Origin of the sequence: Streptosporangium sp. NPDC001681 (genome assembly GCF_040298085.1) — a bacterium.
In the GTDB taxonomy this organism is placed as follows: domain Bacteria; phylum Actinomycetota; class Actinomycetes; order Streptosporangiales; family Streptosporangiaceae; genus Streptosporangium.
Genome location: NZ_JBEOZN010000096.1, coordinates 18282 through 40087 on the forward strand (window position 1 = coordinate 18282; position 21806 = coordinate 40087).

Below are 21806 nucleotides of genomic sequence, written 5' to 3' on the forward strand. Positions count from 1 at the left end.
CGCTCACTCCCCGGCCGGCGGCTGGTTCCACCCGTCGGCGAACACGACGTCCTCCGCCGGCGAGACCTGCTCGGGCGCCGGCCCGTCGACCGCGCGCGGGTCCGTCACCAGATCCGAGGTCATCCGCGTGCAGGCGACCGGCGCGACGGCGTGGCACCTTCCCAGTCCTCGTCCGGCACCGCTGATGATGGCCACCCGGCCCGCGCACGTGCTCACTGACGCACCGTCCTCTTCTTCGCCGATCCCCACCACATATGCCGGTCCTGGAGTCCGCGGGCGATGATGCCGAGCTGGATCTCCGACGTCCCCTCCACCACGGTCAGGTTCCGCGCGTCGCGGTAGAACCGTTCCGCCGGGTGTCCGGCGACGCTTCCCGCGGCACCGAAGATCTGCGTGGCCAACCCGGACACCCGTACCGCGCACTCGGTGGCGTGCAGTTTCGCCACGGCCAGTTGCCCGGCCGAATCCGGCCCGCTGTCGCCGCTCTCCACCAGGGCCGCGGCCCGGTAGGTCAGCAGCCTGGCCGCCTCGACATCGGCGGCCGCTCGGGCCAGTTCCCACTGGATCCCCTGTTGCCGGATCAGCGCCACCCCGTTGACCTGGCGCGTTTCCGCGTAGCGCACCGCGTGCATCAGGGCCGCCTCGGCGAGGCCGAGCCCGCGCGCGGCGACGACGGGGCGCATGGTCGCCAGCGAGCGCAGCAAAGGGCCGAGCCCGGTGATACCCGGCAGCATGGCGTCGCCGGGGACGCGCACGCGGTCGAGTCCGATGTCCCCCAGGCTCATTCCCCGGACCGACGAGCGGGGATGGAGCCGGAGGCTCAGCCCCGGGACGTCCCGGTCCACGATGAAGGCGCGCAGCGCGTCCGGCCGTCGTTCGGCGGGGTCGGCCGTGGTCGCGACCACCACGTACCAGTCGGCCTCCTCCGCGCCGGAGACCCAGCTCTTGTGACCCGAGAGCAGCCAGCCGTCGCCGTCCGGCTCGGCGCGGGTGGACACACCCAGCACATCGCTACCGGCCTGCGGCTCGGACATGCAGAACGAGCCTCTGCTCCGGCCCCGCCCCAGGGGGATCAACCGCTCCCGCCGCTGCTCCGGCGTCCCCCCAAGGAGCAGGGGCGCCGCGGGCAACCGGGACAGCAGCAGCATCAGGGCCGCCGCGCTCGAGTACTGCGCCATCACCTCGGTGGCGTGAGTGAGCGCGACGACCCCCCGGGGGGCGTGGCCGTCGGGACCGCCGAGCTCGGGCGGCAGGCTGAGAGCCAGCAGCCCTTCCGCGGCGAATCTCCGGTGGACGTCCTCGGGGTAAAGGCCGTCGGCGTCGATCTCGGCGGCCCGTGGTCGGACCGCGTCCACGGCGATCTCATGAAGGCGGTCACGGAAGGAGCCGAAGTCTTGGAACATCATCACCCGTCCTTAGATACCGACCAGATGGTATGATCGGGTGCACATCCCCGTCAACGTCCGGGTCGTGAGCGGCCGGGCGGCCGTCAGGCCGAGAAGGAGACCATCATGACCGTGGCCCCCCAGCAGAGTGGCGTGCTCCGCGGCATCGCCGTCGCGGTCCAGGACACCGCCGCCGCCGAGAGGCTGCTGGGCCGCGTGACGGACCTCCCGGTCACCGTCAGGGACGGCGCCCGCTGGACCGCACTGGACGCGGGTGGGGTCACCGTGGCCCTGACCGTGGCCGAGGAGTTGCCCGGCGGCGCGACGGTGAGCCTCAACGTCAAGGTCGCCGATGTCGCGGCCGCGCACGACCTGCTGATCGCCGCCGGCGCGCTGTCCGTCATGGCGCCGGCCCTGACCGCGCACGAGGAACGGGCCGCGGTCCGGCTCGGCGACTCCGTGGTGCTCTCGATCTACCGGTCGCTCCCCCGGCAGGCCTGACCGGCGGGCCCGGGGCCGGGTCGCTCCCGGCCCGCACCGGCCTCGGCCTCAGGAGTCCCGAGGCACCCAGCTCTCGGTGGACACCCCGTTCCGATCGAGTCGCGCCAGGCGGCCGAGCGTCTCGAGATGGACGAGGTGCGACATGGTCTCCGCGACGGCGGCCCGGACCATCGCGGAACCGAACCGCTCCAGGGGCCGTGACCAGCCGATGCGCCGCGTCACCTGCCAACCGGACACCCCGGGGTCCGCGCGGACCACCGACTCCACCTCGTCGAGGCGCAGGTCGTGGTGGCCGGCCAGGAAGCCGGTCCTCTCGCGCAGTCCGGAGAACCGGTTCTCATGCCCCGGCAGCACCTCCTCGACGTCGAGCGCGGCCACCTTTCGCAGGGAGGCCAGGAAGTCCCCCAGGACGTCCGACTCCTCGGCCGGGTGCACACCGACACCCGGCGTGATCCGCGGCAGCACGTGATCACCGGAGAACAGCAGCCGGTGCCCGGTGTCGTACAGGCAGAGATGCCCCTGCGTGTGACCGGGGGTCCACACCGCCCGCACCGACCATCCGGGCAGATCCAGCATCGCCCCGTCGGGCACTCCCGTGACCGGAGCGGTCCAGGACTCCTCGGATGAGGGGGCGCTGGCGGCCAGCATCTCCTCGACCCGCGCCGAAGGCACGCCCCAGCGGGGATAGGTGGCCTCGAGCGCTCGCCGGAAGTTCAGCGGGCCGCTCCTGCCGCCCCGCAGCCGTCCCGCCTCCAGCTCGTGCACCAGCACGCCGGCCCCCGACGCGCCCGCCACCCGGTAGGCGAGGCCGAGATGGTCGGGATGGGCATGGGTGACGACCACCTTGCGCACCTCGTCAAGACGCCGTCCCAGGAAGGTCAGTCCGTCTCGCAGGCTCCGCCAGGACTCCTCGCTGTCCCAGCCCGCGTCCACGAGCGCGATGCCACCGCCCGCCAGTTCGAGGACATAGACGTTGACCGCCTGGAGCGAGGCGATCGGTATCGCGACCGGTATCGACCACAGGCCGGGACGGATCTCAACCGGTCGCCAGTCGATCGGCCGCCGAGCCGCCGAGGCCAGATCGGCCTCAGTCGACACTGAGGTACCGCCCACCGAGAAAGACCAGCGGCATCTCTCCGGTCCCCGTCTCAAGGTGCGTCACCCTGCCGACGGCGATGCTGTGGTCGCCCGCCTGGTACTCGGCCTCCAGGTCGCATTCCACCCAGGCGACCACGTTCTCCAACCGCGGCGCGCCGTTGCCCGCCGCCGCCCAGGAGAGTCCGCGGAACTTGTCGGGCTGCTTGCTCGCGAAGGCCGCGCAGACGTCCTCCTGGCCGGCCGCGAGGACGTTCACGCAGAAACGCCTCGCCATCCGGATCTTGGGCCAGCTCGTGGAGCTCTCACCGGGGCAGAAAGCTATCAGCGGGGGATTCATGGACACGGAGGTGAACGTGCCGATCGCCAGTCCGACCGGCTGCCCGTCCGGCCCGATACCGGCGACCACCGCGACACTGGTCGGCACGTTTCCCAGCACCCGCCGGAAGTGCGTTCCCGGGATCGTCGCGGACGCGCCGGAGGATCCGGCCTGGCGCGACGATCCGGTCATCGGAACAGTCGTCATGCCGACTCCTTGATGTCGTTCGCCCCGGAGGACCGGGACGCGTCCGAGGCGACAAGCGCCGCGCGCTGGACCTTTCCTGCCTCGCTCCGGGGCAGCGCGTCCACGAAGGCCACCTGCCGCACGCTCTTGAAGTGGGCGAGCCGCTCACGGCACCAGGCGATCAGCTCGTCGGCCATCGCCGTTCCCACCGCCGTTCCCGCCGTGGGGACGACGAACGCCCTGGGCACCTCGCCGAGGCGATCGTCCGCCACGCCGACCACCGCGACGTCGGCCACCGCGGGATGCCGGCGTAGGACCGCCTCCAGTTCCCCCGGCCACACCTGGAAACCTCCGGTCTTGATGACCTCCCTGCTACGCCCCACGAGATACAGCACCCGGTCGGCGTCGACGTAGCCGATGTCGCCGGACCGGACCCAGCCGTTCTCCACGAGCGAGGCCTCGTCACCGTCCGCGTCGACGTAGCCCTTGGTGCGCGTGGACCTGACCCAGATCTCGCCCTGTTCCCCGGCCTCCCGGGAGGCGCCGCCCTCGTCCCGGATCTCAAGCTCGACACCGTCGTAGATCCGGCCGACCGACCCCGGCTTCCAGCGCCCCTCACGAACGTCCCGGGCATTCCACCCCGCGACGTGGCCGAGCTCGGCCGAACCGTAGTTGGACATCACGATGACGCCGAACCTCTGCTCGAACAGGGCCTTCAGCTCGGGGTCCAGCCGCTGCCCCGCGACGAGCACCTTGCGTACCGAGGAGATGTCCAGCTGCTCGGCGGTGTGCGTCAGGTCGTACACCATGGTCGGCAGCAGGAACAGATTGTCGACGCGGTAGCGCGGCACCAGCCGCGCGATCCGGTCGACGGAGAATCGCTCGACCAGCAGCACCGCCCTGCCGACGTGCCAGCCGAACAGCAGGGACTGGATGCCGCCGCCGTGGAAGAGCGGCAGCAGCACCAGGTTCGGCGGCACGGACTCGTCCGCCGGCGCGTACAGCCCCTCCTCCGGCTGCCGCCCCCCCTTCTGCGCCCGGGCGAGGGTCGACATCGAGGCGTACGTGCCGGAGTGGGTGACGGCCACGGCCTTCGGCATTCCGGTGGAACCACCGGTGAACAGCAGCAGTCCCTCGTCCTCGTCGGCCGGCTCGGGGGCCCTGACCGGCGGCGAGTCGCTCTCGGCGGAACCACGAGCCGCCTCCCCCGCCGTCCGGACCACGTCAAGGGAGAGCACCGGGACGCCGACGCCGTCTTCGGGGAGCCTCGCCGGGTCGGCGACCACCATGCCGGGCCCGGTCTTGGCGATGCACGATCGGACCTCGTCGGAGTTGTAGAGCCCGCTCATCGGGACCGGAACGAGACCGGCCTTCCAGCAGCCGGCGAGACCGAAGACCAGCTCGGGGCTGTTGGCGAGGTAGAGGCCCACCCGGCTGCCCGGCGTCGATCCATGCTCGACGAGGGCGTGGGCGACCGCCGAGGCGGCCTGGTCGATCTGCCGGTACGTCCAGGTCCGGCCATCCTCATGAATGAGTCCGATGCGGTGTGGCGACCTGCTCGCCCGCGCCTCCAGGTCGTGTACGAGGTTACGCCTCAACTGTCCTCCTCGGCTGTTGGCACGGTGGCCGAACATCGTGATTCCGTTCTCCCGGCGGATCGGCCGCGCCCATCGCGCCTGCCCTCGGGGCCCCTCCGGCGCTTCGGGTGAGCCGCGGCCCACTTCCGGCGCCCATTATTTTGATACCGACTAGTCGGAATATTACTGCGTGCCGGACTCGCTGTCCACCTTCTCCACCTTTGGCCGAGTGGCCCACTCGACCAGCAGGTCCAGCGCCTCCACCTGGTCTCCGCGGACCCACAGCGGGTTCACCTCGACAGCCCGCAACTCGGGGCCGAGGGCGGTCGCGAGTCGCTGCACTCCGTGCACGGCGGCCGCCACCCTTGCCAGGTCGGCGGGCGCCGAACCGCGAAAGCCGCCGAGCAGCCGCGAGACGCGCAGCTCCGACAGCAGGCCCGGGATGTCCCGCTCAGGCACTGGAAGCGGCCTGACCACGACGTCCTCCAGCAACTCGGCCAGCACCCCGCCGGACCCCACGGTCAGCAGCGGACCCCAGTTCGGATCGTTGATCACGCTGACCAGCAGTTCCACGCCCGCCGGACGCATCGGGGCGACCAGCGCTCCGTCCAGCGCCGCGCCCGGTAGCCGGCTCGCCACCTCGGCCAGCATCTTCTCGAAGGCGGACCGCACGGCATCGGAATCGCGGAGATCGAGCACCACACCCCCCACATCGGATTTGTGGGGTACGTCCTCACTGATCACCTTGAGCACCACGGGGAAGCCCAGCTCGGCGGCCGCCTCCGCGGCCTCGTCGGCCGTGCGGGCCAGGCGGCTGGGGGGTACCGGCACTCCGTACTCGACCAGAAGCCTCTCCGGCTCGAAAGCGGCGGCGCCCGCGGTGCCGCCGGTCACCGGCGCGGCGGGGCTCCGGTCCCGCAGCGCGCGCGGCAGCAGCTCCGCGTACCTGGCGGACCTGTCGAGCGCGGTCATCCCCGCCGCGATCCCCGGCAGGATGACCAGGTCGTTCTCACGGACGATCTCCAGCGCGAACGGGCTCAACGCGAAGACCGCACCGGTCTGGAGCACCACCGGTACCGGACTGTCCCTGATCGCCTGGGCGAGCCGCCCGAACCGGGCCCGAACCACGTCCTCGTCCGGTCCAGGCGCCGCCGGCAGCACCACGGACTGCAGGATCGTCACGTCGTAGTCGTCGGCGCCGTGCTCCGCCACCAGTCGTGTCGCGGTGAAGGGAAGGTCGGCCGCCTTGACCACGAACCCCGTCACATCCAGGGGGTTCTGGACGTCGGCGAAGGCGGGCATCTCCTCGACCAGCGCCTTGGCCAGGGGACCGGCGAAGGGAGGCAGCGTGAAGTCCAGCGGCTCGGCCGCGTCGGCGATCAGTTCGCACGCTCCCCCCGACGCGGCGACGACGGCGAGCCGGCGTCCACGCAGCCCCCGGGGGTGGCGGCCGAGCAGTGCCGCCGTCGCCACCAGGTCCTCTATCGAACGCACCGGGACGACACCAAGGTCCTCCAGGGCCGCCACCGTGGAGGCGTGGTCGCCCACCAGGGCCCCGGTGTGCGACAGGGCCGCCTCGCGTCCCAGTGACGAGCTGCCGACGTGCAGTGCGACGATCGGCTTGCCCCGCTCCGCCGCCCGCAGCGCGGCCGCCCTGAACGCCGCGGGGTCGCGCACCGACTCCAGGAACACCGCGATGACATCCGTGGCCTCGTCGTCGACGAGGTGGTCGATCACGTCGGTGGCGGTGATCACCGCCTCGTTCCCGGTGGTGGCGAGCAGGCTCAGGCCCGTGCCCCAGCTCCGCGCCAGGCTGAGCACGTGGGTGGCCAACCCTCCGGACTGCATGACGACCCCCACGCGGCCGGTCGGCAGACCGTCCGGAACCGGCAGGCCGAACAGCCGCACTCCGTCCGTGGCGTTCACGAACCCGCTGACGTTCGGGCCGAGCAACCGGGCGCCCCCGGCCGCGCAGAGCTCCACCAGACGTCGCTGTCGTTCCGCGCCCTTGGGGCCCGCCTCACCGAGACCGGCCGAGAGCACGACGAAGTCCCCGGTACCGGCCGCCAGCGCCTGCTCGACGAGGTCCGCCACGTGGTCCGGTCCGACCATGACGAAGGCGAGGTCGACCGGCTCGTCCAGCGCGTCCAGGCTCGGCACGGTCCGTCGCCCGTGCACCATGCCGCGTCGCGGGTTCACCAGGACGACGTCGTCGAGTCCCGCCGAGAGGTCCGTGCCCGCGAGAACGAGCCGGGTCCAGCCGGAGGACTCGCTCGCACCGATCAACGCCACCCGCCGTGGCGCGAAGAAACCGCCGAGGTCACGCGTCGGCGCCGCGGTCGATACATCCTTGGTAGCGCTCATTCCGCTCTTCCTTCGAATCAGTGGATTCCCCGTTTTAGTACCGTCCGGTCGGTATGCTCTTCCGGTCGAAGAGGGCTCCCGGGAGAGGTTCCCCGCTCGCCGGGGCCGACCGGGTCGCGCGGCTCCGTCGTTCCGCAGGCGGGAGACTCGGGGGAACGAGAGCCGCACCGACCAGGTGGGCAGCCACGGCGAATGTGATCTCCGTGCTGCGAGGCACCGTCCGCCCTCAGACGCTGGCCAGACCGGCGAACCGCGGCATGACCTCTTTCGCGAACAGCTTGACGGACTCGACCGTTCGTTCGTGCGACGTCCCGAGCCAGTACGGCCGGGCGATGATGTGGTTCACACCGGTCTCCTCCAGGCGCGCGATGCGCTCGGCCACGAAGTCGGGGTCACCCACCATGAACAGGTTCTCCCACATGTACTCGAACTTTTCCTTCTGAAAGGCGAGCTGCGGGTACTCGGCGTAGTTGAAGTACTCCCGCTCGACGTTCGATCGCACGGTGTCCCTGGCCAGCTGCGTGGTGGGGGCGCAGAACACGTTCACGATCATCGGGTACTCGCGGCCCTCACGCGACTTGCCGGCCTTGGCCAATGCGTCGTCGTGATTGGCCATGGCCTTCACATGCCAGCCGGGCTTCGGCGAGTTACCCGGAATGATCCAGGCGTCGCCCAGCTCCGCGGCCTTCCGCACCGAGATCGGGCCTCCGGCCCCGACCCAGATCGGCGGACCTCCCTGCTGGAACGGCTTCACGCAGATGCTGTCGTGGACGCTGTAGAACTCGCCGTCGAAGTCCACCCTTTCGCCGGTCCACAGCGCGCGGATCAACCGGATCTGCTCGTGCATCTTCCGGAAACGGTTGGGCTTGTCGATGTTCATGGCGGCGAACTCGTTGTTCCGGTAGCCCGCCCCCACCCCCAGGACCAGCCTTCCCCCGGCCATGTGGTCGAGGGTCGCGAACTCCTCCGCGATGTGCACAGCGTGGTAGGCGGGCAGGATCACCAGGCTGGTCCCGACGGTCATGTTGCCGGAGTGCTGGATCAGTTTCGCGACGACCGAGATGGTCTGCGGTGTCTGCAGGTTCGCGAGAAAGTGGTTGATGGCGAAGATCGAGTCAAACCCCTGCTCGGCGGCCAGCTCGGTCAGGTCCCACAGCTCGTAGAGCCGCTGGCGCAGGTCGTCCTCCGGCAGGTACTGATGCGACGCCAAGATGCCGAACTTCATTATCGCTCCTGTTCCGGCGTGCCCGCTGACGCCGTTTCCGCTCGCTGTGCGGCCCTGAAGGCACGGACCTGCTCCGGGGTGGGCAGGCTGACGAACTCGACCTGGATCTGATCCGGGTCCTCGCACATGAACATGGTGATCGGACCGTAGTTGTCCAGGACGCTGGTCGCCGGGGGGTGGTAGCAGTCCACCCCCATGCCGACCAGACGGTCGTACACGTCCTGGATCTCGTCGGCCGGTACCGGGAAACATATGGAGAAGACGCCCGGGTCTCCCGGCCGCTTGGGGTGGGAGTCCTCCGGCACCGGCAGGTCCCACTGGATCAGCTCCAGCTGCCCGATCTTCGTCGGCCCCTGGAAGTACACCGCCCTGCCCCCGGCGCCCGGAGGTGTCCGCAGCCGCTTGTGCATCGTCTCGTTGCCCACCCGCATGTCCAAGGTCATGCGCAGCCCGAGCCCGTCGCGATAGAACGGGATGGACTTCTCAAGATCGCGAACACTGACCGCGATGTGGTGGATCTCGCCGACCATCGGCAACTCTCCTTCGATAGTGGACGTCAGCCGAGCTTTCCTCCGAGCCGGAACCTCGGCGCGACCGCGGCGTCCCGGTCCCTGAGCGCCTGGGCAAGGCCCTTGTCCCGCCGCTCCTTGACGAAGTTGTACTCGCCCTCCGCCAGCGAAAGGTTCGTGGCCCAAGCGTGCCCGATCCAGTTGCCCACCTCGCCGACGCCCTTGCCGCGAGCCTCCATGGCGATGCGCATCATCGACTTGCCGATCATCAGGCCGTCCAGCGGCATGAACGAGATGGCCGTGACGTACTCGTCGACGGCGGCGTCCAGCTCCTCTCTGGGCACCACCTGGTTGACGAAGCCGATGCGCTCCCCCTCCTCCGCGGTGAGGGGCCGCATCGTCAGCATGATCTCCTTCATCTTCTTCAGCCCCAGGTTCTCGATCCACAGGTACATGTCCTGCGGGGCGGAGCCGAGGTAGCGGAAGGCCGGATGGGTGAACTGGGCGTCCGGCGAGGCGACGATCATGTCGGCACCCAGTGCGATCTTCATGTGGCCGCCGTAGCAGTAACCGTGCACCTGGCAGATCGTCGCCTTCAGGCAGTTCGTGACCTTGTTTCCAAGGCTCTCGGAAAGGAGGTTCCTGTCCGGGAGAATGCGCTGGCGCTGCGCCGGACGCCCCGCCCGCTCGCCCTTCTTGTTCTTGCCGTAGCCGATGTAGTAGCCCAGCTCGGCGGCGTCCGCACCGGAGCCGAAGCAGTCGCCGTTGCCCTTGAAGACGATCGTCTTAACGTCGTCGTCCACCTCGGCCTCCCGGATCAGGTCGCCGACCCTCTCGAAAGCCGCCACCGGGATGCCGTTCAGCTTCTCCGGGACATTGAAGATGATGTAGGCGACCGCCTTCTCCGGGTCCTTCTCGTACAGCACCGAGTTCTCGATGGCCTTCTCGTCGATCGCCATGCCTTCGGCGTCCCACTGAGAGGCCAGGAGTTCGTACTCGCTCTTCTTCATCAAACTCTCCAGGAACTGGGAATGGGCCGACCGTCAGACCGAGGTGAGCTGGGGAATCACCTTCGCGGCGAAGGTCTCCATCGACTCGATGGCACGCCTGCGGTCAAGTGAGGGAATGTGGAACCAGCCGATGTAGTGGGTGACACCCAGTTCGTCCCGGATCCGGCCGAGGGTGTCGACCACCCGGTCCACCGACCCGAAGGTGCCGCCGTGGGTCAGGGTCTTCTCCACGGTGAGCAGACCGATGTTCCGCTGAACCTTGTCGTAGTACGCCCGCTCCGACTCGATCGCCTCGTCGGAGCCGGGAATCACCTTGCCGACGCTGCGGTAGTAGTTCAGCGCGGCCCCTGCCGCCGCCTGCAGACCGTCCGCACTCCCGCCGACCCACACCTGCTGCATGAAGGGGAGGTCGAAACCGCCGCTCTCGTGCCCGCCTTCGACGAGCGCCTCACGGTAGGAGTCGTAGTTCTCCTTGATCCGCTGCATGGGCGTGAAGCTGGACGACACGATGATGTGGTCGCCGGCCAGCCCGCGCTGCCGGAAGGTCTCCGGTGACGACGTGCCGTGCAGGATCGGCGGCCCTCCCGGAGTCACGGGCTTCGGGAAGACGTTCATGTCGCTGTACTGGAAGTGCTTGCCCTCGTACGACCAGTTCTCCTGAGTCCACGCCAGCTTCAGGATGTCGACGATCTCCGCGTACAGCTCCTTGTTGGCGTCGCGGTCCTTGCCGAAACCTCGGAACTCGCTCGGCTGGTAGCCGCGTCCGATGCCGAGCACGAGACGGCCGTCGGACAGGATGTCAAGCAGCGCGGCGTCCTCGGCGATGCGAAGCGGGTCGTGCAGTGGGACGACGACCACTGCGGTGCCAATGGTGATGTTGCGCGTCCGCTCGGCGATCGCCGTGCCCAGCATCAGCGGATTACCGAGGATCCCGTAGCGCGAGAAATGGTGCTCCGCCAGCCAGCACGAGTCGAATCCCAGTTCGTCGGCGATCTGGATTTCCTCGATGGTGTCTCGCAGCACCTGCGCGTCGTCTCCGTCACCCTCGGCCGGAAACAGATTCATCACGCCAAATTTCATGCTTCAACCCCCTCGTTACATTCCGACCAGTAGGTATGCTACGTGTATCGAACTGAGATCGTCAAGGTGCCGGATGTCTGGACTCCCGGTACTTCCCCGGCGGACGCATCAGCGTTCGGGGACCGTTCCACGGCCTCCACCGAACGGCGTCAACGCCGAGGTCAGCAGCATCACAGGGCATCCTCAGAGGCGCGGTCGTCCGAGCGCGCCCCCAGGTTCTCCGCCTACGACGGACACCCCGGGCCCGGCGAGTAACCGGGCACGCGACGGTGCCCGTTTTCTCACACCGACCGGTCGGGACGTTACTGGCTGGAAGAAGCCCCGCTCGTCGGCGAGATCAGTCCTCCGAGGACCAGCTCGGAGAGCTGGTCGGCCACTTCGGAGACGGCCAGCAGGCCGTCAGGGCGGTACCAGTTGTACGCCGAGGTCAGCATGCCCAGGACTCCGAAGCTGGCGATACGTGGTTGCAGGGCCGAGTTGAAAACCCCTTCTTCGATACCTTGACGGATCACCAACTCGTACATCGCGTCGAGCTCGTCGCGCTTTTTCTTTATCGCGGCGAAGCGTTCCTCGGTAAGGAAGCGGCGCTCCTGAGTAAACACGGTGACATGGGCGCGGAACTGGTCGATGGCGACCAATGACTCAAGGATGAGCTGCCGCAACCGTTCGACCGGGGTCTCGAATGACTCAAGAATGCGACGGCAGTTCCGGAGCCGGTCGTCGATGTATTCCTCCTGTATCTGCTGAAGGATCTCCTCCTTACCGGAGAAGTGATGATACAAGGCCCCCTTGGTCAGGTTGGCCTCCTTCACGATGTCCTCCACGGACGTCGCGTGGTAACCGCCGACCTCGAACAGCTTCAGTGCACTTGCCAGCAGCGCCCGCCGCGTCTCCGCGGGAGAATAGGTGCCCCGGGGGCCACCTCGTGATGCGGTACGTGCCATGGTTCTCGTCCCCCTTACCTAGAACGGTTTCTCAGTGGTTATCTGCCACACAGGGTAGGGCGTCCGCCGTCACAGTGCGCGAGGTCAGGAGAGGAGCATCGAGTCGGTTTTCTCCGAGGATTCCCGTAGCACCCGCTTGAGCACCTTTCCCGAGGGATTACGGGGGAGCTTGTCCACGAAAGCCACGGATTTCGGCGTTTTGAAGGACGCGAGACGTTCACGGCAGTAGCCGAGCAGATCGTCCTCCGCCAGCGTCGCGCCGGCCTTCAGCACGACGTACGCCTTCGGCACCTCCTGCCAGCGCGGATGCGGCACACCGATCACCGCCGTCTCGGACACGAGAGGATGAGTGTAGATCACCCGCTCGATCTCCTGGCTCGCGACGTTCTCCCCGCCGGAACGGATCATGTCCTTGAGCCGATCCGTGATGTAGAGGAAACCGTCCTCGTCCACCATTCCGACGTCACCCGTGTGGAACCAGCCACCCCGCCACGCCTGAGCGGTCAGCTCCTCGTCACCCCAGTAGCCGGGCGTCACCTTCGGGCCGCGGAGCACCACCTCACCCTGAACACCCGGACCGGCGTCGTTCTCGTTCTCATCGACCACCCGATACTCCACGAAGGGCACGGCCGTGCCGACGGAACCACGCTTCGACACGACGTGTGCGACGTCCATGTAGGCGATGGAGCTGCACGCCTCCGTCATGCCGTAGGCCTGGACCAGGCGGGTCGTCGGCAACATCTCCCGGACCTCGCGGTACAGCTCTCCGGCGGCCGCGCCGAAGACGATCCACTTGAGCGAGGAGAGGTCCCGCGAGCCGTCCGAGGCCGACCGCAGGCTGTGCAGAATCGCCTGCACGAAGATACCACCGGTGACCTGGTGCTCCTCGATGAGCCTGAGTGCCAGTGGCGCGTCGAACTTTCGCATTATCACCAGCGCCCCGCCGTTGAAGAGCGCGCCGACGCCGGGTGAGTCCCAGGCCGCGACGTGGTACAGCGGGGACGAGATGAGGAGCCGGTCGGCCGAGGAGAGCCCGAGCTCGCTCGTCTGGGCGATGACGTTCAGCGCGGCCATGCCGTGCGTGATGATCACGCCCTTTGGACGGCTGGTGGTTCCCGAGGTGTACATGATCCGTTGCGGGTCGTCGAAGGCGACCTCCGCCGACGGGACCTCCCGGCCCGAGTAGTCCGCCAGCACCTGGGCGAAGAGCGACCAGCCGGGAGAACCACAACCGTCCCCGTCGAGCTGCACCGACGCCCGCAGGCGCAGATCCTCGCAGATCTCGTGCATGACCTCCACGAACTCGGTCTCACAGATCACCGCGACCGCTCCCGAGTCGCGAACCAGGAACTCGAGCTCCACCCGCTGGAGCCGGTAGTTCAGCGGGACCGCGATGGCCCCGAGCCGGTAAACGGCCAGCACCGCGCAGACGTACTCCGGCGAGTTCATGCCGAGTACGGCGACCCGGTCGCCCTTCCCGACACCGCGTTCGGCGAGGAACGCGGCGGTGGCGTGGACCGAGTCGGCGAGACGCCCGTACGTCCAGACGTCCTCATCGGTGATGAGCGCGGGCTCCGCCTCCCTGCGTACCCTCTGAAGATCGACCAGTCGCCCAAAGTTCATCGCGGTCATTAAATTCGGACCTCTCCTATCGATTTCCGGAGGACTTCAGAAGTTTCGCCAACTGGCACCTCCGCCAGCGCGGGGATGACCTCCTCGCCGAGCAGCCGGATCGAGCGCAGCACGTCGGTCTGGGGCATCCCGGTCCACTGCAGCCGGAGCACCACGTCGGTGTAGCCGATCTCCGCGTAGCGGCTCAGCCTCTCGATGACGTCCTCGGGTGAGCCGATCACGGCATGCCCGCTGATCAGGTCGTCCAGCGAGGCACCGTGCTTCCAGCCGCGGTAGTTCTCGTACTGCTCCGCGAGGAAGGCGCCGGCCGCGTCGACGGCGGCCTGTCGTGTCGGGGCGACACAACCCTCTCGCAGCAGCGGGTAGTCACGGTCGAGGGAGCGCCCGTGCTGGACCAGTGCCTCCCGGAACATCGCCATCCGCTCGGCCACCTCCTCGACCGTTCCGTTGGGGGCGACGGCCCAGGCGGCGTCGAGTCTGGCCACCCGGCGCATGCCCACCGGGCCGAAGGCCCCCAGCCAGAGCGGCGGCCCCGAGGGCTCGACCGGTTTCAGCAGCACCCGGGCGCCGTCCAGTTCGCCGAAGGAGCCCGACCTGGTGACCGGCTCCCCCGACCACAGGGCTCGGAGGACCTCGACGTACTCCTCCATCCGTTTGAACCGCTCCTCCAGGGGGATCCCGAACGCGCGGAACTCCACGCTGCGGTAGCCCGCGCCGAGTCCGAGGATCAGACGACCTCCGGAGAGCTGGTCGATGGTCGCGAACTCCTCGGCGAGCGCCAGCGGGTTGTGCAGCGGCAGCAGGTAGACGCCGAATCCCAGCCGGATCCGCTCGGTGCGCGCGGCCAGGTAGGCCACCGTCGACAGTGGTTGCAGGAACTGCGAGCGGGTCAGGTAATGGTGCCCGAGCAGGATGGTGTCGAGGCCCATCTCCTCGGCCAGCGCCACCTGCTCCATCGTGTCGCGCAGCCCCTCGCGGACCGATGCCTCGGGCGTGTAGTGCGCGGAGAGTGACATCCCGACCCGGATGCGACGGGTGGGTCTCGTCTCGGTCATCGTCGTTCCTCCTCGTCGGTCCGTGCCGTTCGCACGGCCGCGTCTGCCTGTGTCATGCGGGCGCCTGGCCGGCGAAACGGCGCAGAGCCGATTCGACCCCGAGTGCCACCCGCTCCCCCTCGTCGGCCGCGGCGAGCCGCCCCACGAGTTCCTTGGTGGCGCGTACCGCCCCGTCCGGATGACCGGAGAGCAGGCCGGCGACCCGCACCGTCTCCTCGTCGTGCTCCGAGACCGGGACGACCGAGGTCACCAGCCCGTCCGCCATCGCCCGGCGCGCGTCGAACCGCTCCCCGGTCACCGCCCACTCCAGCACCGCGCGGCGCGTCATGACGGAGAGCAGTTCCGGGATCACGGTGGCGGGCGGCATGCCGAGCCTGACCTCCGGAAGCCCGAAACGGCTGTCGTCCGCCGCTATCACCAGGTCGCAGCGGGTCAGCAGGGCGCAGCCGAATCCGAGAACCAGGCCCGCCGGAGCGGCCACGGTCACCTGTGGCAGTGCGCTGATCGCCGCGAGCAGCCGTCGGCCATGCCGGAAGAACGACGCCAGCGCCTCGGGACCGGCACCGGCCAGCCGCTCGAAGTCGGTGACGTCCCATCCGGCGCAGAACGGCCGGCCAGCGGCCCGGAGCACCACGACGCCGATCTCCGGCCGGGATGCCAGCCATTCCAGGGCGGCGACCAGTTCGTCGCAGACCTCCTGTCCGATGGCGTTGCGCCGCTCGGGCCGGGACCAGGTCACCGTCGCCACCGGGCCGTCGGCCACCGAAGCGACGAACCGGCTCTCGGGCCGGCCCTCGGGCGCGGTCAGGGCGCTCATGCCTGGGACGAGGCGGGCAGGAACGCCTCGCCCCGGTCGTTCTCCAGCGCGAAGTGACATCGCGCGTGGTCACCACCCGGGACCTCGACCCACGGGACCTGACCGGCCGTGCAGATCTGCTCGGCGCGGGGGCAGCGCGGGGCGAACCGGCATCCCGTCCAGTCCTCGGTGATCCTGGGAGCGGCCCCGTCGATCGCCTTGATCTCGCCGCCGTCCCAGCTCGGGATGGCCGCCAGCAGGGCCCGCGTGTAGGGGTGCCGGGGACGGTGGACGACGTCCTTCGCCGTGCCCATCTCCACGATCTGACCGGCGTACATCACCGCTATCCGGTTACAGATCTCGCTCGCCAGCATGAGGTCGTGGGTCACGAACACCGTGCCCATCCCGGATCCGGCCGTCAGCGAGCCGAGCAGGCCGACGACCTCCGCCTGGGTGGTCACATCCAGCGCCGAGGTGCACTCGTCGGTGATCAGCACCTCCGGCTCCGTGACCACCGCGAGTGCGATGGCGATCCGCTGGCGCATTCCCCCGGAGAGCTGATGGGGGAAGGAGTCGAGCACCCGATCCACCTCGGTGAAGCCCATCCGGCTGATCACATGAGCGATCCGCGCGTCCCGTTCCTCGGGGGAGAGCTTCGGCAGGTGGGTGCGGACCACCTCACGGAGCTGGCGCCGTACCCTCATCAGGGGGTTGAGCGAGGACGACGCCCCCTGGAAGACCATTCCGACATGACGTCCGCGGACCTTGTCGACGTTCTGCCTTCCCGGCGCCTGGACCTGCTCACCCAGCACGACGACCTCGCCTGAGGCCACCGAGACATTGCGGTCCAGCAAGCCCAGGACGCTCCGCACCGTGGTCGTCTTGCCGCTGCCCGACTCCCCGATGAGACCGAGGATCTCTCCCCCTTCGAGGGTCAGGTCCACGGCGTCCACCAGCACCTGCGTGCCTCGGGCGGTCGCCGCCTCAATGGTGAGATCACGGAGTTCGAGAACCGTACCCATGTCAGTACCTCCGCTTCTTCGGGTCGAGCCAGGAGCGCATGGCGTCACCGAGCAGGTTCACCAGCAGTACGACGATCGTGATCGCCAGGCCGGGGAAGGCCGCGACCCACCAGGCGTGCGAGAGCTGGTCGCGCCCGTCCGCGAGCATCGCGCCCCAGCTGATCTGCGGTGACACCACGCCCAGACCAAGGAAGCTGAGCGCGCTCTCCGCCAGGATCACCGTTCCTATCTGCAGGGTGGTGAGGACGAGAACGGTGCCGGCGAGGTTGGGCAGCATGTGCCGGAGCAGGATCCGCAGGGTCGGCACACCGGCGCAGCGCAGGCCGAGTACGAACGGACGCTCCCGTAGCGACAGCGTCTCGGCGCGGACCACCCGGGCGTACTGCGCCCAGCCGATCAGAGCCAGTACGAGGATCAGAACGGCGAGAGAACGTCCGCGGCTGGCGATGATCGCGATGGCCAGCAGGATGAACGGCAGGGCGAGCTGCGCCTCGACGAACCGGGAGATCACCGCGTCGGCCGCTCCCCGGTAGAACCCGCTCACCAGTCCGGCCAGCGTGCCGGGGATGGCCCCGGCCAGCATGCCGACGATCGCGATGACGAAGGTGAGCTGGCCGCCGTGGACGATCCGGGACAGGACGTCACGCCCGAGGTGATCGGTGCCCAGCGGATGCGACCAGTTGCCGCCGTCCATCCAGACCGGTGGCTGGAGCGCGTCTCCGAGTGTCTGCAGCGCCGGGTCCGGCAGCGGCAGCAGCGGTGCGGCGAGGCAGATGAGACCGATCACCGCCAACGGCAGCCCGAAGGCCAGCACGGAGCCCGTACCGCGGGCCCGCGCCACCGAGGGCTTCCGCGTGGTCCGCGGGGACTTCTGGATCGTGTTGATCGTGGTCATGCGACACCGTCCCGAATTCGCGGGTCCAGGACGCCGTAGAGGAGGTCGACGATCAGGTTCACGACCACGAACACCGCGGCTCCAAAGACCACGATCGCCTGGATCAGGGAGAAGTCCCTCGTCTGAACCGCCTGGGTGGCAAGGGTGCCGAGTCCGGGCCAGGCGAAGACGAACTCGACCGTGATCGCCCCGGAGAGCAGGGTTCCCGCCTGAAGGGCGATGATCGTGATCACCGGGAGCGAGGCGTTCTGGAGGGCGTGGATCAGCACGATCCGCCACCAGGGAATGCCGCGGGCCTGGGCGGCGGAGAGAAACGCCTCGCCCAGTACCTCGGACATGCTCGATCTGGTGAGACGCGCGATCTGTGCCATCGGTAACGTGGACAGTGTCACGGCGGGCAGGATCAGCGAGCTGAACCCGGTGGACTGCCCGGCGGGTAGCCAGCCGAGGCTCACCGCGAACAGCAGGATCAGCATCAGACCGAGCCAGAACAGCGGGATCGACTGGCCTATCAGCGCCACGGCCGAGGCCAGCCGGTCCGCCAGCCGGCCTTCCCGCAGCGCGGCCCAGATACCCAGGGGCACGCCGAAGAGCACTGCGATGAACATCGCGGCCGCCGCCAGCTGGATCGACGCCGGCAGCCGGCTCTGGATGAGCTCCAGGTTGCTGGAGCCGTATCGGAGCGAGTCGCCCAGGTTCCCGGTCACGAGGTCCCCCAGAAAGTGGAGGTACTGGACGGAGAGCGGCCGGTCAAGACCGAGCTGGGCGTTGAGCTGGGCGACCTGCTCGGCGCTGGCGAGATCACCGAGCATCTCCCTCACCGGGTTGCCGGTACCACGGGCGAGGAAGAAGGCGACGGACACCGCGATGATCAGGGTGGCGATACCCTGCACCGCCTTGCCCGCGAGGAACCTAATCACGTCGGCCTCTCAAAGAACGGGGGTGGGAGATCGATGACCGTCACCGGGGATCGAGTCGTCTGACACATGAGCCTGCTCCGCCGAGTTCACCGTCTGCCTGCCGGGAATCGCCGCCAGTAGCCTGCGGGTGTACTCGTGCGCGGGACGGTCGAAGACCTCCGCGGTGACCCCGTGCTCGACGACCTGGCCGCGCAGCATCACGTGCACCTGATCGCAGACGGCGCGCACCACGGCGAGGTCGTGACTGATGAACAGGATCGCCAGTCCCTCGGTGCGACGCAGCTCTAGGAGCAGCCGGAGGATCTGCGCCTGGACCGACACGTCGAGAGCCGACGTCGGTTCGTCGGCGAGCAGCAGGCTCGGGCGGAGCAGCAGAGCGCGGGCGATCGAGACTCGCTGTGCCTGGCCACCACTCATCTGATGAGGCAGCCTGTCGAGCAGGTCGGCGGTCAACCCGACCTTGGCGAGCAGTTCCTCGTCCGTCACCCAGGCGGTCCGCGCGGAATGGATGCCGCGCAGCTCCCGCAGCCCACGACGCACGCTCTGGCGGGGGTCGAGAGAGCCGTGCGGATCCTGCAGGATCACCTGGATCTCCGCCCTGGCGCTCCGCGAGAGCCGCTTGCCGACCTCGATGCCGGAGACCGTGACCTTACCGGTGGAGATCTTCCCCAGGCCGGCGACCGCCATCGCCAGCGAGGTCTTCCCCGATCCCGACTCGCCGACGACTCCGACGATCTCGCCGGCGCCGACGCCGAGTGAGACGTCGTCGACCGCGACGACGGGATGGCCTCTGCGGCCCCGAGCGCGGTGCACGACGGACAGGCGGTCGACGTCGAGTATGCGTCGTTCCTCAGTCATCCGGACCTCCCTTGACGGACAGCGCCTGTGACAGAAAACGGTTCCCCGAGAAGGTGAGAACCCGATGGTGAGCGCGGGCACCGACTCCCGACGGGCATGGAATCGCCACTCCGGCTCAGGTCGGTGATCTCAAACTCACGGTATGGATAACGGCCGGTCGGTATGTTCACCGTAGTGAAGCCGATCTGGACGGTCAAGACATTCCTTATACAAGAAGACATATGTCCCATCAATCACTTACCTATCAGTCGATCGTGGGACAAAGTCGTACAGCGGATCGTCTGCGGCTGGGCGCCCGAACGGGAGTCTGCCCATCTCCTTCCCAGTAGGGCGCGGTGGCCGGATCCACTCTCGACCAGTCAAAGACCAGGGTTCGCGCCAGAATCCCCCACCGGCCGCTCCGCCACGCGAAGGTGGGGGTCCTCCGCCGTTTCGGCGGAAGACCCCCGGTGCCCCGAATCAGCTGTCAAGCGTGACCTCGTACATCGAGGGGACCGCGTCGAGCGCGGACTTGAACCCCTTGACCTTGTCGGTCATGCCGTAGGAGATCACCTGGTCGTAGAGCACCGCGTTGCAGGCGTCGGAGTCCAGGACCTTCTTCTCGACCCGGTCGTAGACCTGGTCACTCGCCTCCTGCTCCTTCGCCGAGAGCGCCTCCGCGGTCAGAGCGTCATAGCCCGCCGGGTCGGTGCAGTACTTCACCGCCGCGTTCTTCCCGGTGAAGAAGGCGATGAACGAGTCCGGGTGGGCGAAGACGGGGAAGTTCTGCACCATGTACATCGAGTAGTTCCCGGTGTTGCGCTCCTTGCGGAGCGCGGCGTTCTCCATCGGAACCTGCTCGACCTGGAAGCCCACCGCCTCCAGCATCGCCGAGACCGCCTCGCCGACCTGCTTGTCCTTCGGGTAGAAACCCGTCGTGTACAGGTACCGGAGCCTGGGCGTCCCGCCACTGGCGCCGACCAGCGCCTTCGCCTTGGCCTGGTCGTACTTCTGGTAGCCGATCTCGGGCTTCTCCGGAAGCAGGTCTCCGATGAAGTAGGGCGACTTCCGTGCTCCGACGTCTCCGAAGAGCGTCTTGACGATGGCGTCGTAGTCGATCGCCGCCTGCACGGCCTTCCGGAGGTTCGGATCCTTCAGCGTGCCGTCATTCGAGTTCATGCTGAGCGCCATCTTGTAAAGGGACGGCGCGGAGAGAACATTGGTGCCGGGTGCGCTGTCGACTTCCTCGATGAGCTCGTTCGGGAGGTCGGAGACCAGGTCGGCGCCACCGCTCTGCAGCAGTGCGGCGCGGGTGGACGCGTCCGCGGCCCACGAGTAGGTGATTCCCTCCAGCTTGGGCGCACCCCGCCAGTAACCCTTGAACGCCTTGACCGAGAATTTCTGGCCGGCCTGGAGCGAATCGAACTCAAAGGGCCCGGTACCGATCGGCTTGTTCCCGAAATTGTCCCCGGTCACCTCCGCGTAGTACTTCGGCGGCAGGCCCATCGCGGTGGTCAGCACCTTCGGCATCGCGATGTAGGGAACGTTCGTCGTCACCAGCAGCGAGCCATCCGGTTCGGCCTTCACGTCCGTGACCCGCGCGTAGTACGGGGCGAAACCGCTTTTCGGCTCGTCCCGATACTTTTCGATGGTGAAAGCGGCCGCTGTAGCGTTCCACTCCTCGCCATTGTGGAACTTCACACCCTCCCGGACCTTGAATCGCCACTCGGTCGGCGAGACCCGTTCCCAGGAGGTGAGCAGACCGGAGTCGTTCGGCTCCAGCGTCTCCTTGTCGAAACCGACCAACGGGTCGAATACCGGCCCCACGATGCGCAGGGTGCTGTAGAGCGCGAGTGCCGGGTTGAAAGTAGCCGGCTCCGCCGGGAGCACCACTCTCAGTGGGTGCGCGCCGGAGGCGGAACCGCCGGTCGCCTGACCAGAGCTGGTCCCCGCTGAACTCGAACACGCGGTCAACATGATGACCGCCATGGACAGGACTGACAGTAGACGTACCTGCCGTGTACAACGCCGAAGAGATCGCATGGCGCTCCTGTAGAACGACTCGCTGGGGGGAGAGAGAAGGACGTGCGCGTCTACCGCGTGATTCGCGGAGACGTTGGGTCGCGGAGCGTTCTCCACTACGCGACTTCAGTTCCAACCGGTCGGGATGTAACCGTAGCCGCGTGATCTAGATCATGTCAACGACAAGGGATCGTTACCCACCGTTAACATTGCCGGAAGAATGAACCGGTGTACGACCCGGGGCGAAAAGCCGTCGTGACCTGGCCGCCACCGGAGAATCGCCGGAGATCTCCGGCCGGAGGCGTGAGCGTCCGGCCCGGTCGGGCGCGCTCAGCCGCATCGGCTGAGTCCTGTCGGCCTCGGCCAGCGGCCTGACCTGCTCCGCCTCCTCCTCCAGCCGGTCCTGCCGCAGGGCCACGGCCGCCTCGGCGG

21 protein-coding genes are annotated in these 21806 nt (G+C 68.3%); 1 reads left to right on the forward strand and 20 read right to left on the reverse strand.

Going from position 1 to position 21806, the window contains the following annotated elements:
• Positions 1 to 3 precede the first annotated feature (3 nt).
• Both ABT130_RS33460 and ABT130_RS33465 read right to left on the reverse strand, forming a co-directional pair.
• Positions 4 to 216, reverse strand: coding sequence for a hypothetical protein (locus ABT130_RS33460; protein ID WP_350962285.1), 213 nt, complete (start codon positions 214 to 216; stop codon positions 4 to 6).
• Positions 213 to 1406, reverse strand: a complete 1194-nt coding sequence (locus ABT130_RS33465) for an acyl-CoA dehydrogenase family protein (protein ID WP_350962288.1) — start codon at positions 1404 to 1406, stop codon at positions 213 to 215. Before ABT130_RS33465 ends, ABT130_RS33460 begins: the two co-directional genes overlap by 4 nt.
• Positions 1407 to 1511: 105 nt before the next feature.
• On the opposite strand from ABT130_RS33465, the gene ABT130_RS33470 reads away from it, so the two are divergent.
• Positions 1512 to 1886 (forward strand): VOC family protein, encoded by a 375-nt coding sequence (locus ABT130_RS33470; RefSeq protein ID WP_350962291.1) that lies wholly within the window; start codon positions 1512 to 1514, stop codon positions 1884 to 1886.
• Between the two features lie 48 nt (positions 1887 to 1934).
• On the opposite strand, the gene ABT130_RS33475 is transcribed toward ABT130_RS33470, so the two are convergent.
• From ABT130_RS33475 to ABT130_RS33560, 18 genes are all read right to left on the reverse strand, one after another.
• Positions 1935 to 2984, reverse strand: a complete 1050-nt coding sequence (locus ABT130_RS33475; protein ID WP_350962293.1) for an MBL fold metallo-hydrolase — start codon at positions 2982 to 2984, stop codon at positions 1935 to 1937.
• A complete protein-coding gene (locus ABT130_RS33480) occupies positions 2974 to 3507 on the reverse strand; it encodes a flavin reductase family protein (RefSeq protein ID WP_350962296.1) in 534 nt (177 codons plus the stop codon). The genes ABT130_RS33475 and ABT130_RS33480 overlap by 11 nt, the downstream gene beginning before the upstream one ends.
• Positions 3504 to 5084: a class I adenylate-forming enzyme family protein gene (locus ABT130_RS33485; RefSeq protein ID WP_350962299.1), complete on the reverse strand. Its 1581-nt coding sequence runs from the start codon at positions 5082 to 5084 to the stop codon at positions 3504 to 3506. Before ABT130_RS33485 ends, ABT130_RS33480 begins: the two co-directional genes overlap by 4 nt.
• A 162-nt stretch (positions 5085 to 5246) precedes the next feature.
• Positions 5247 to 7427, reverse strand: coding sequence for an acetate--CoA ligase family protein (locus ABT130_RS33490; RefSeq protein WP_350962300.1), 2181 nt, complete (start codon positions 7425 to 7427; stop codon positions 5247 to 5249).
• A gap of 226 nt (positions 7428 to 7653) precedes the next feature.
• Positions 7654 to 8652 carry an LLM class flavin-dependent oxidoreductase gene (locus tag ABT130_RS33495; RefSeq protein WP_350962303.1) on the reverse strand — a complete coding sequence of 333 codons (999 nt, stop codon included), beginning with the start codon at positions 8650 to 8652 and terminating at the stop codon, positions 7654 to 7656.
• Positions 8652 to 9182 (reverse strand): VOC family protein, encoded by a 531-nt coding sequence (locus tag ABT130_RS33500; protein WP_350962305.1) that lies wholly within the window; start codon positions 9180 to 9182, stop codon positions 8652 to 8654. The genes ABT130_RS33495 and ABT130_RS33500 overlap by 1 nt, the downstream gene beginning before the upstream one ends.
• Before the next feature lie 26 nt (positions 9183 to 9208).
• Positions 9209 to 10171 carry an enoyl-CoA hydratase-related protein gene (locus tag ABT130_RS33505; protein WP_350929874.1) on the reverse strand — a complete coding sequence of 321 codons (963 nt, stop codon included), beginning with the start codon at positions 10169 to 10171 and terminating at the stop codon, positions 9209 to 9211.
• A gap of 33 nt (positions 10172 to 10204) precedes the next feature.
• On the reverse strand, positions 10205 to 11251 hold the full coding sequence (locus ABT130_RS33510; protein WP_350929873.1) for an LLM class flavin-dependent oxidoreductase: 1047 nt from the start codon (positions 11249 to 11251) through the stop codon (positions 10205 to 10207).
• Positions 11252 to 11553: 302 nt separating this feature from the next.
• A complete protein-coding gene (locus tag ABT130_RS33515) occupies positions 11554 to 12195 on the reverse strand; it encodes a TetR-type transcription factor C-terminal domain-containing protein (protein WP_350929872.1) in 642 nt (213 codons plus the stop codon).
• 84 nt (positions 12196 to 12279) lie between these two features.
• Positions 12280 to 13818 (reverse strand): long-chain-fatty-acid--CoA ligase, encoded by a 1539-nt coding sequence (locus tag ABT130_RS33520; protein WP_350962307.1) that lies wholly within the window; start codon positions 13816 to 13818, stop codon positions 12280 to 12282.
• Between the two features lie 8 nt (positions 13819 to 13826).
• On the reverse strand, positions 13827 to 14882 hold the full coding sequence (locus ABT130_RS33525) for an LLM class flavin-dependent oxidoreductase (RefSeq protein WP_350962310.1): 1056 nt from the start codon (positions 14880 to 14882) through the stop codon (positions 13827 to 13829).
• A 52-nt stretch (positions 14883 to 14934) separates the two neighbouring features.
• On the reverse strand, positions 14935 to 15699 hold the full coding sequence (locus ABT130_RS33530; protein WP_350962312.1) for an enoyl-CoA hydratase/isomerase family protein: 765 nt from the start codon (positions 15697 to 15699) through the stop codon (positions 14935 to 14937).
• Positions 15696 to 16700 (reverse strand): ABC transporter ATP-binding protein, encoded by a 1005-nt coding sequence (locus ABT130_RS33535; protein WP_350962315.1) that lies wholly within the window; start codon positions 16698 to 16700, stop codon positions 15696 to 15698. Before ABT130_RS33535 ends, ABT130_RS33530 begins: the two co-directional genes overlap by 4 nt.
• A gap of 1 nt (position 16701) precedes the next feature.
• Positions 16702 to 17595: an ABC transporter permease gene (locus ABT130_RS33540; protein WP_350929867.1), complete on the reverse strand. Its 894-nt coding sequence runs from the start codon at positions 17593 to 17595 to the stop codon at positions 16702 to 16704.
• Positions 17592 to 18515, reverse strand: a complete 924-nt coding sequence (locus tag ABT130_RS33545; RefSeq protein WP_350962317.1) for an ABC transporter permease — start codon at positions 18513 to 18515, stop codon at positions 17592 to 17594. Before ABT130_RS33545 ends, ABT130_RS33540 begins: the two co-directional genes overlap by 4 nt.
• A 9-nt stretch (positions 18516 to 18524) precedes the next feature.
• Positions 18525 to 19373 carry an ABC transporter ATP-binding protein gene (locus ABT130_RS33550; RefSeq protein ID WP_350929865.1) on the reverse strand — a complete coding sequence of 283 codons (849 nt, stop codon included), beginning with the start codon at positions 19371 to 19373 and terminating at the stop codon, positions 18525 to 18527.
• Positions 19374 to 19832: 459 nt separating this feature from the next.
• Positions 19833 to 21242, reverse strand: a complete 1410-nt coding sequence (locus ABT130_RS33555; RefSeq protein WP_350962319.1) for an ABC transporter substrate-binding protein — start codon at positions 21240 to 21242, stop codon at positions 19833 to 19835.
• 325 nt (positions 21243 to 21567) lie between these two features.
• A partial coding sequence (locus ABT130_RS33560; protein WP_350962321.1) for a hypothetical protein occupies positions 21568 to 21806 on the reverse strand: 239 nt, incomplete at its 5' end.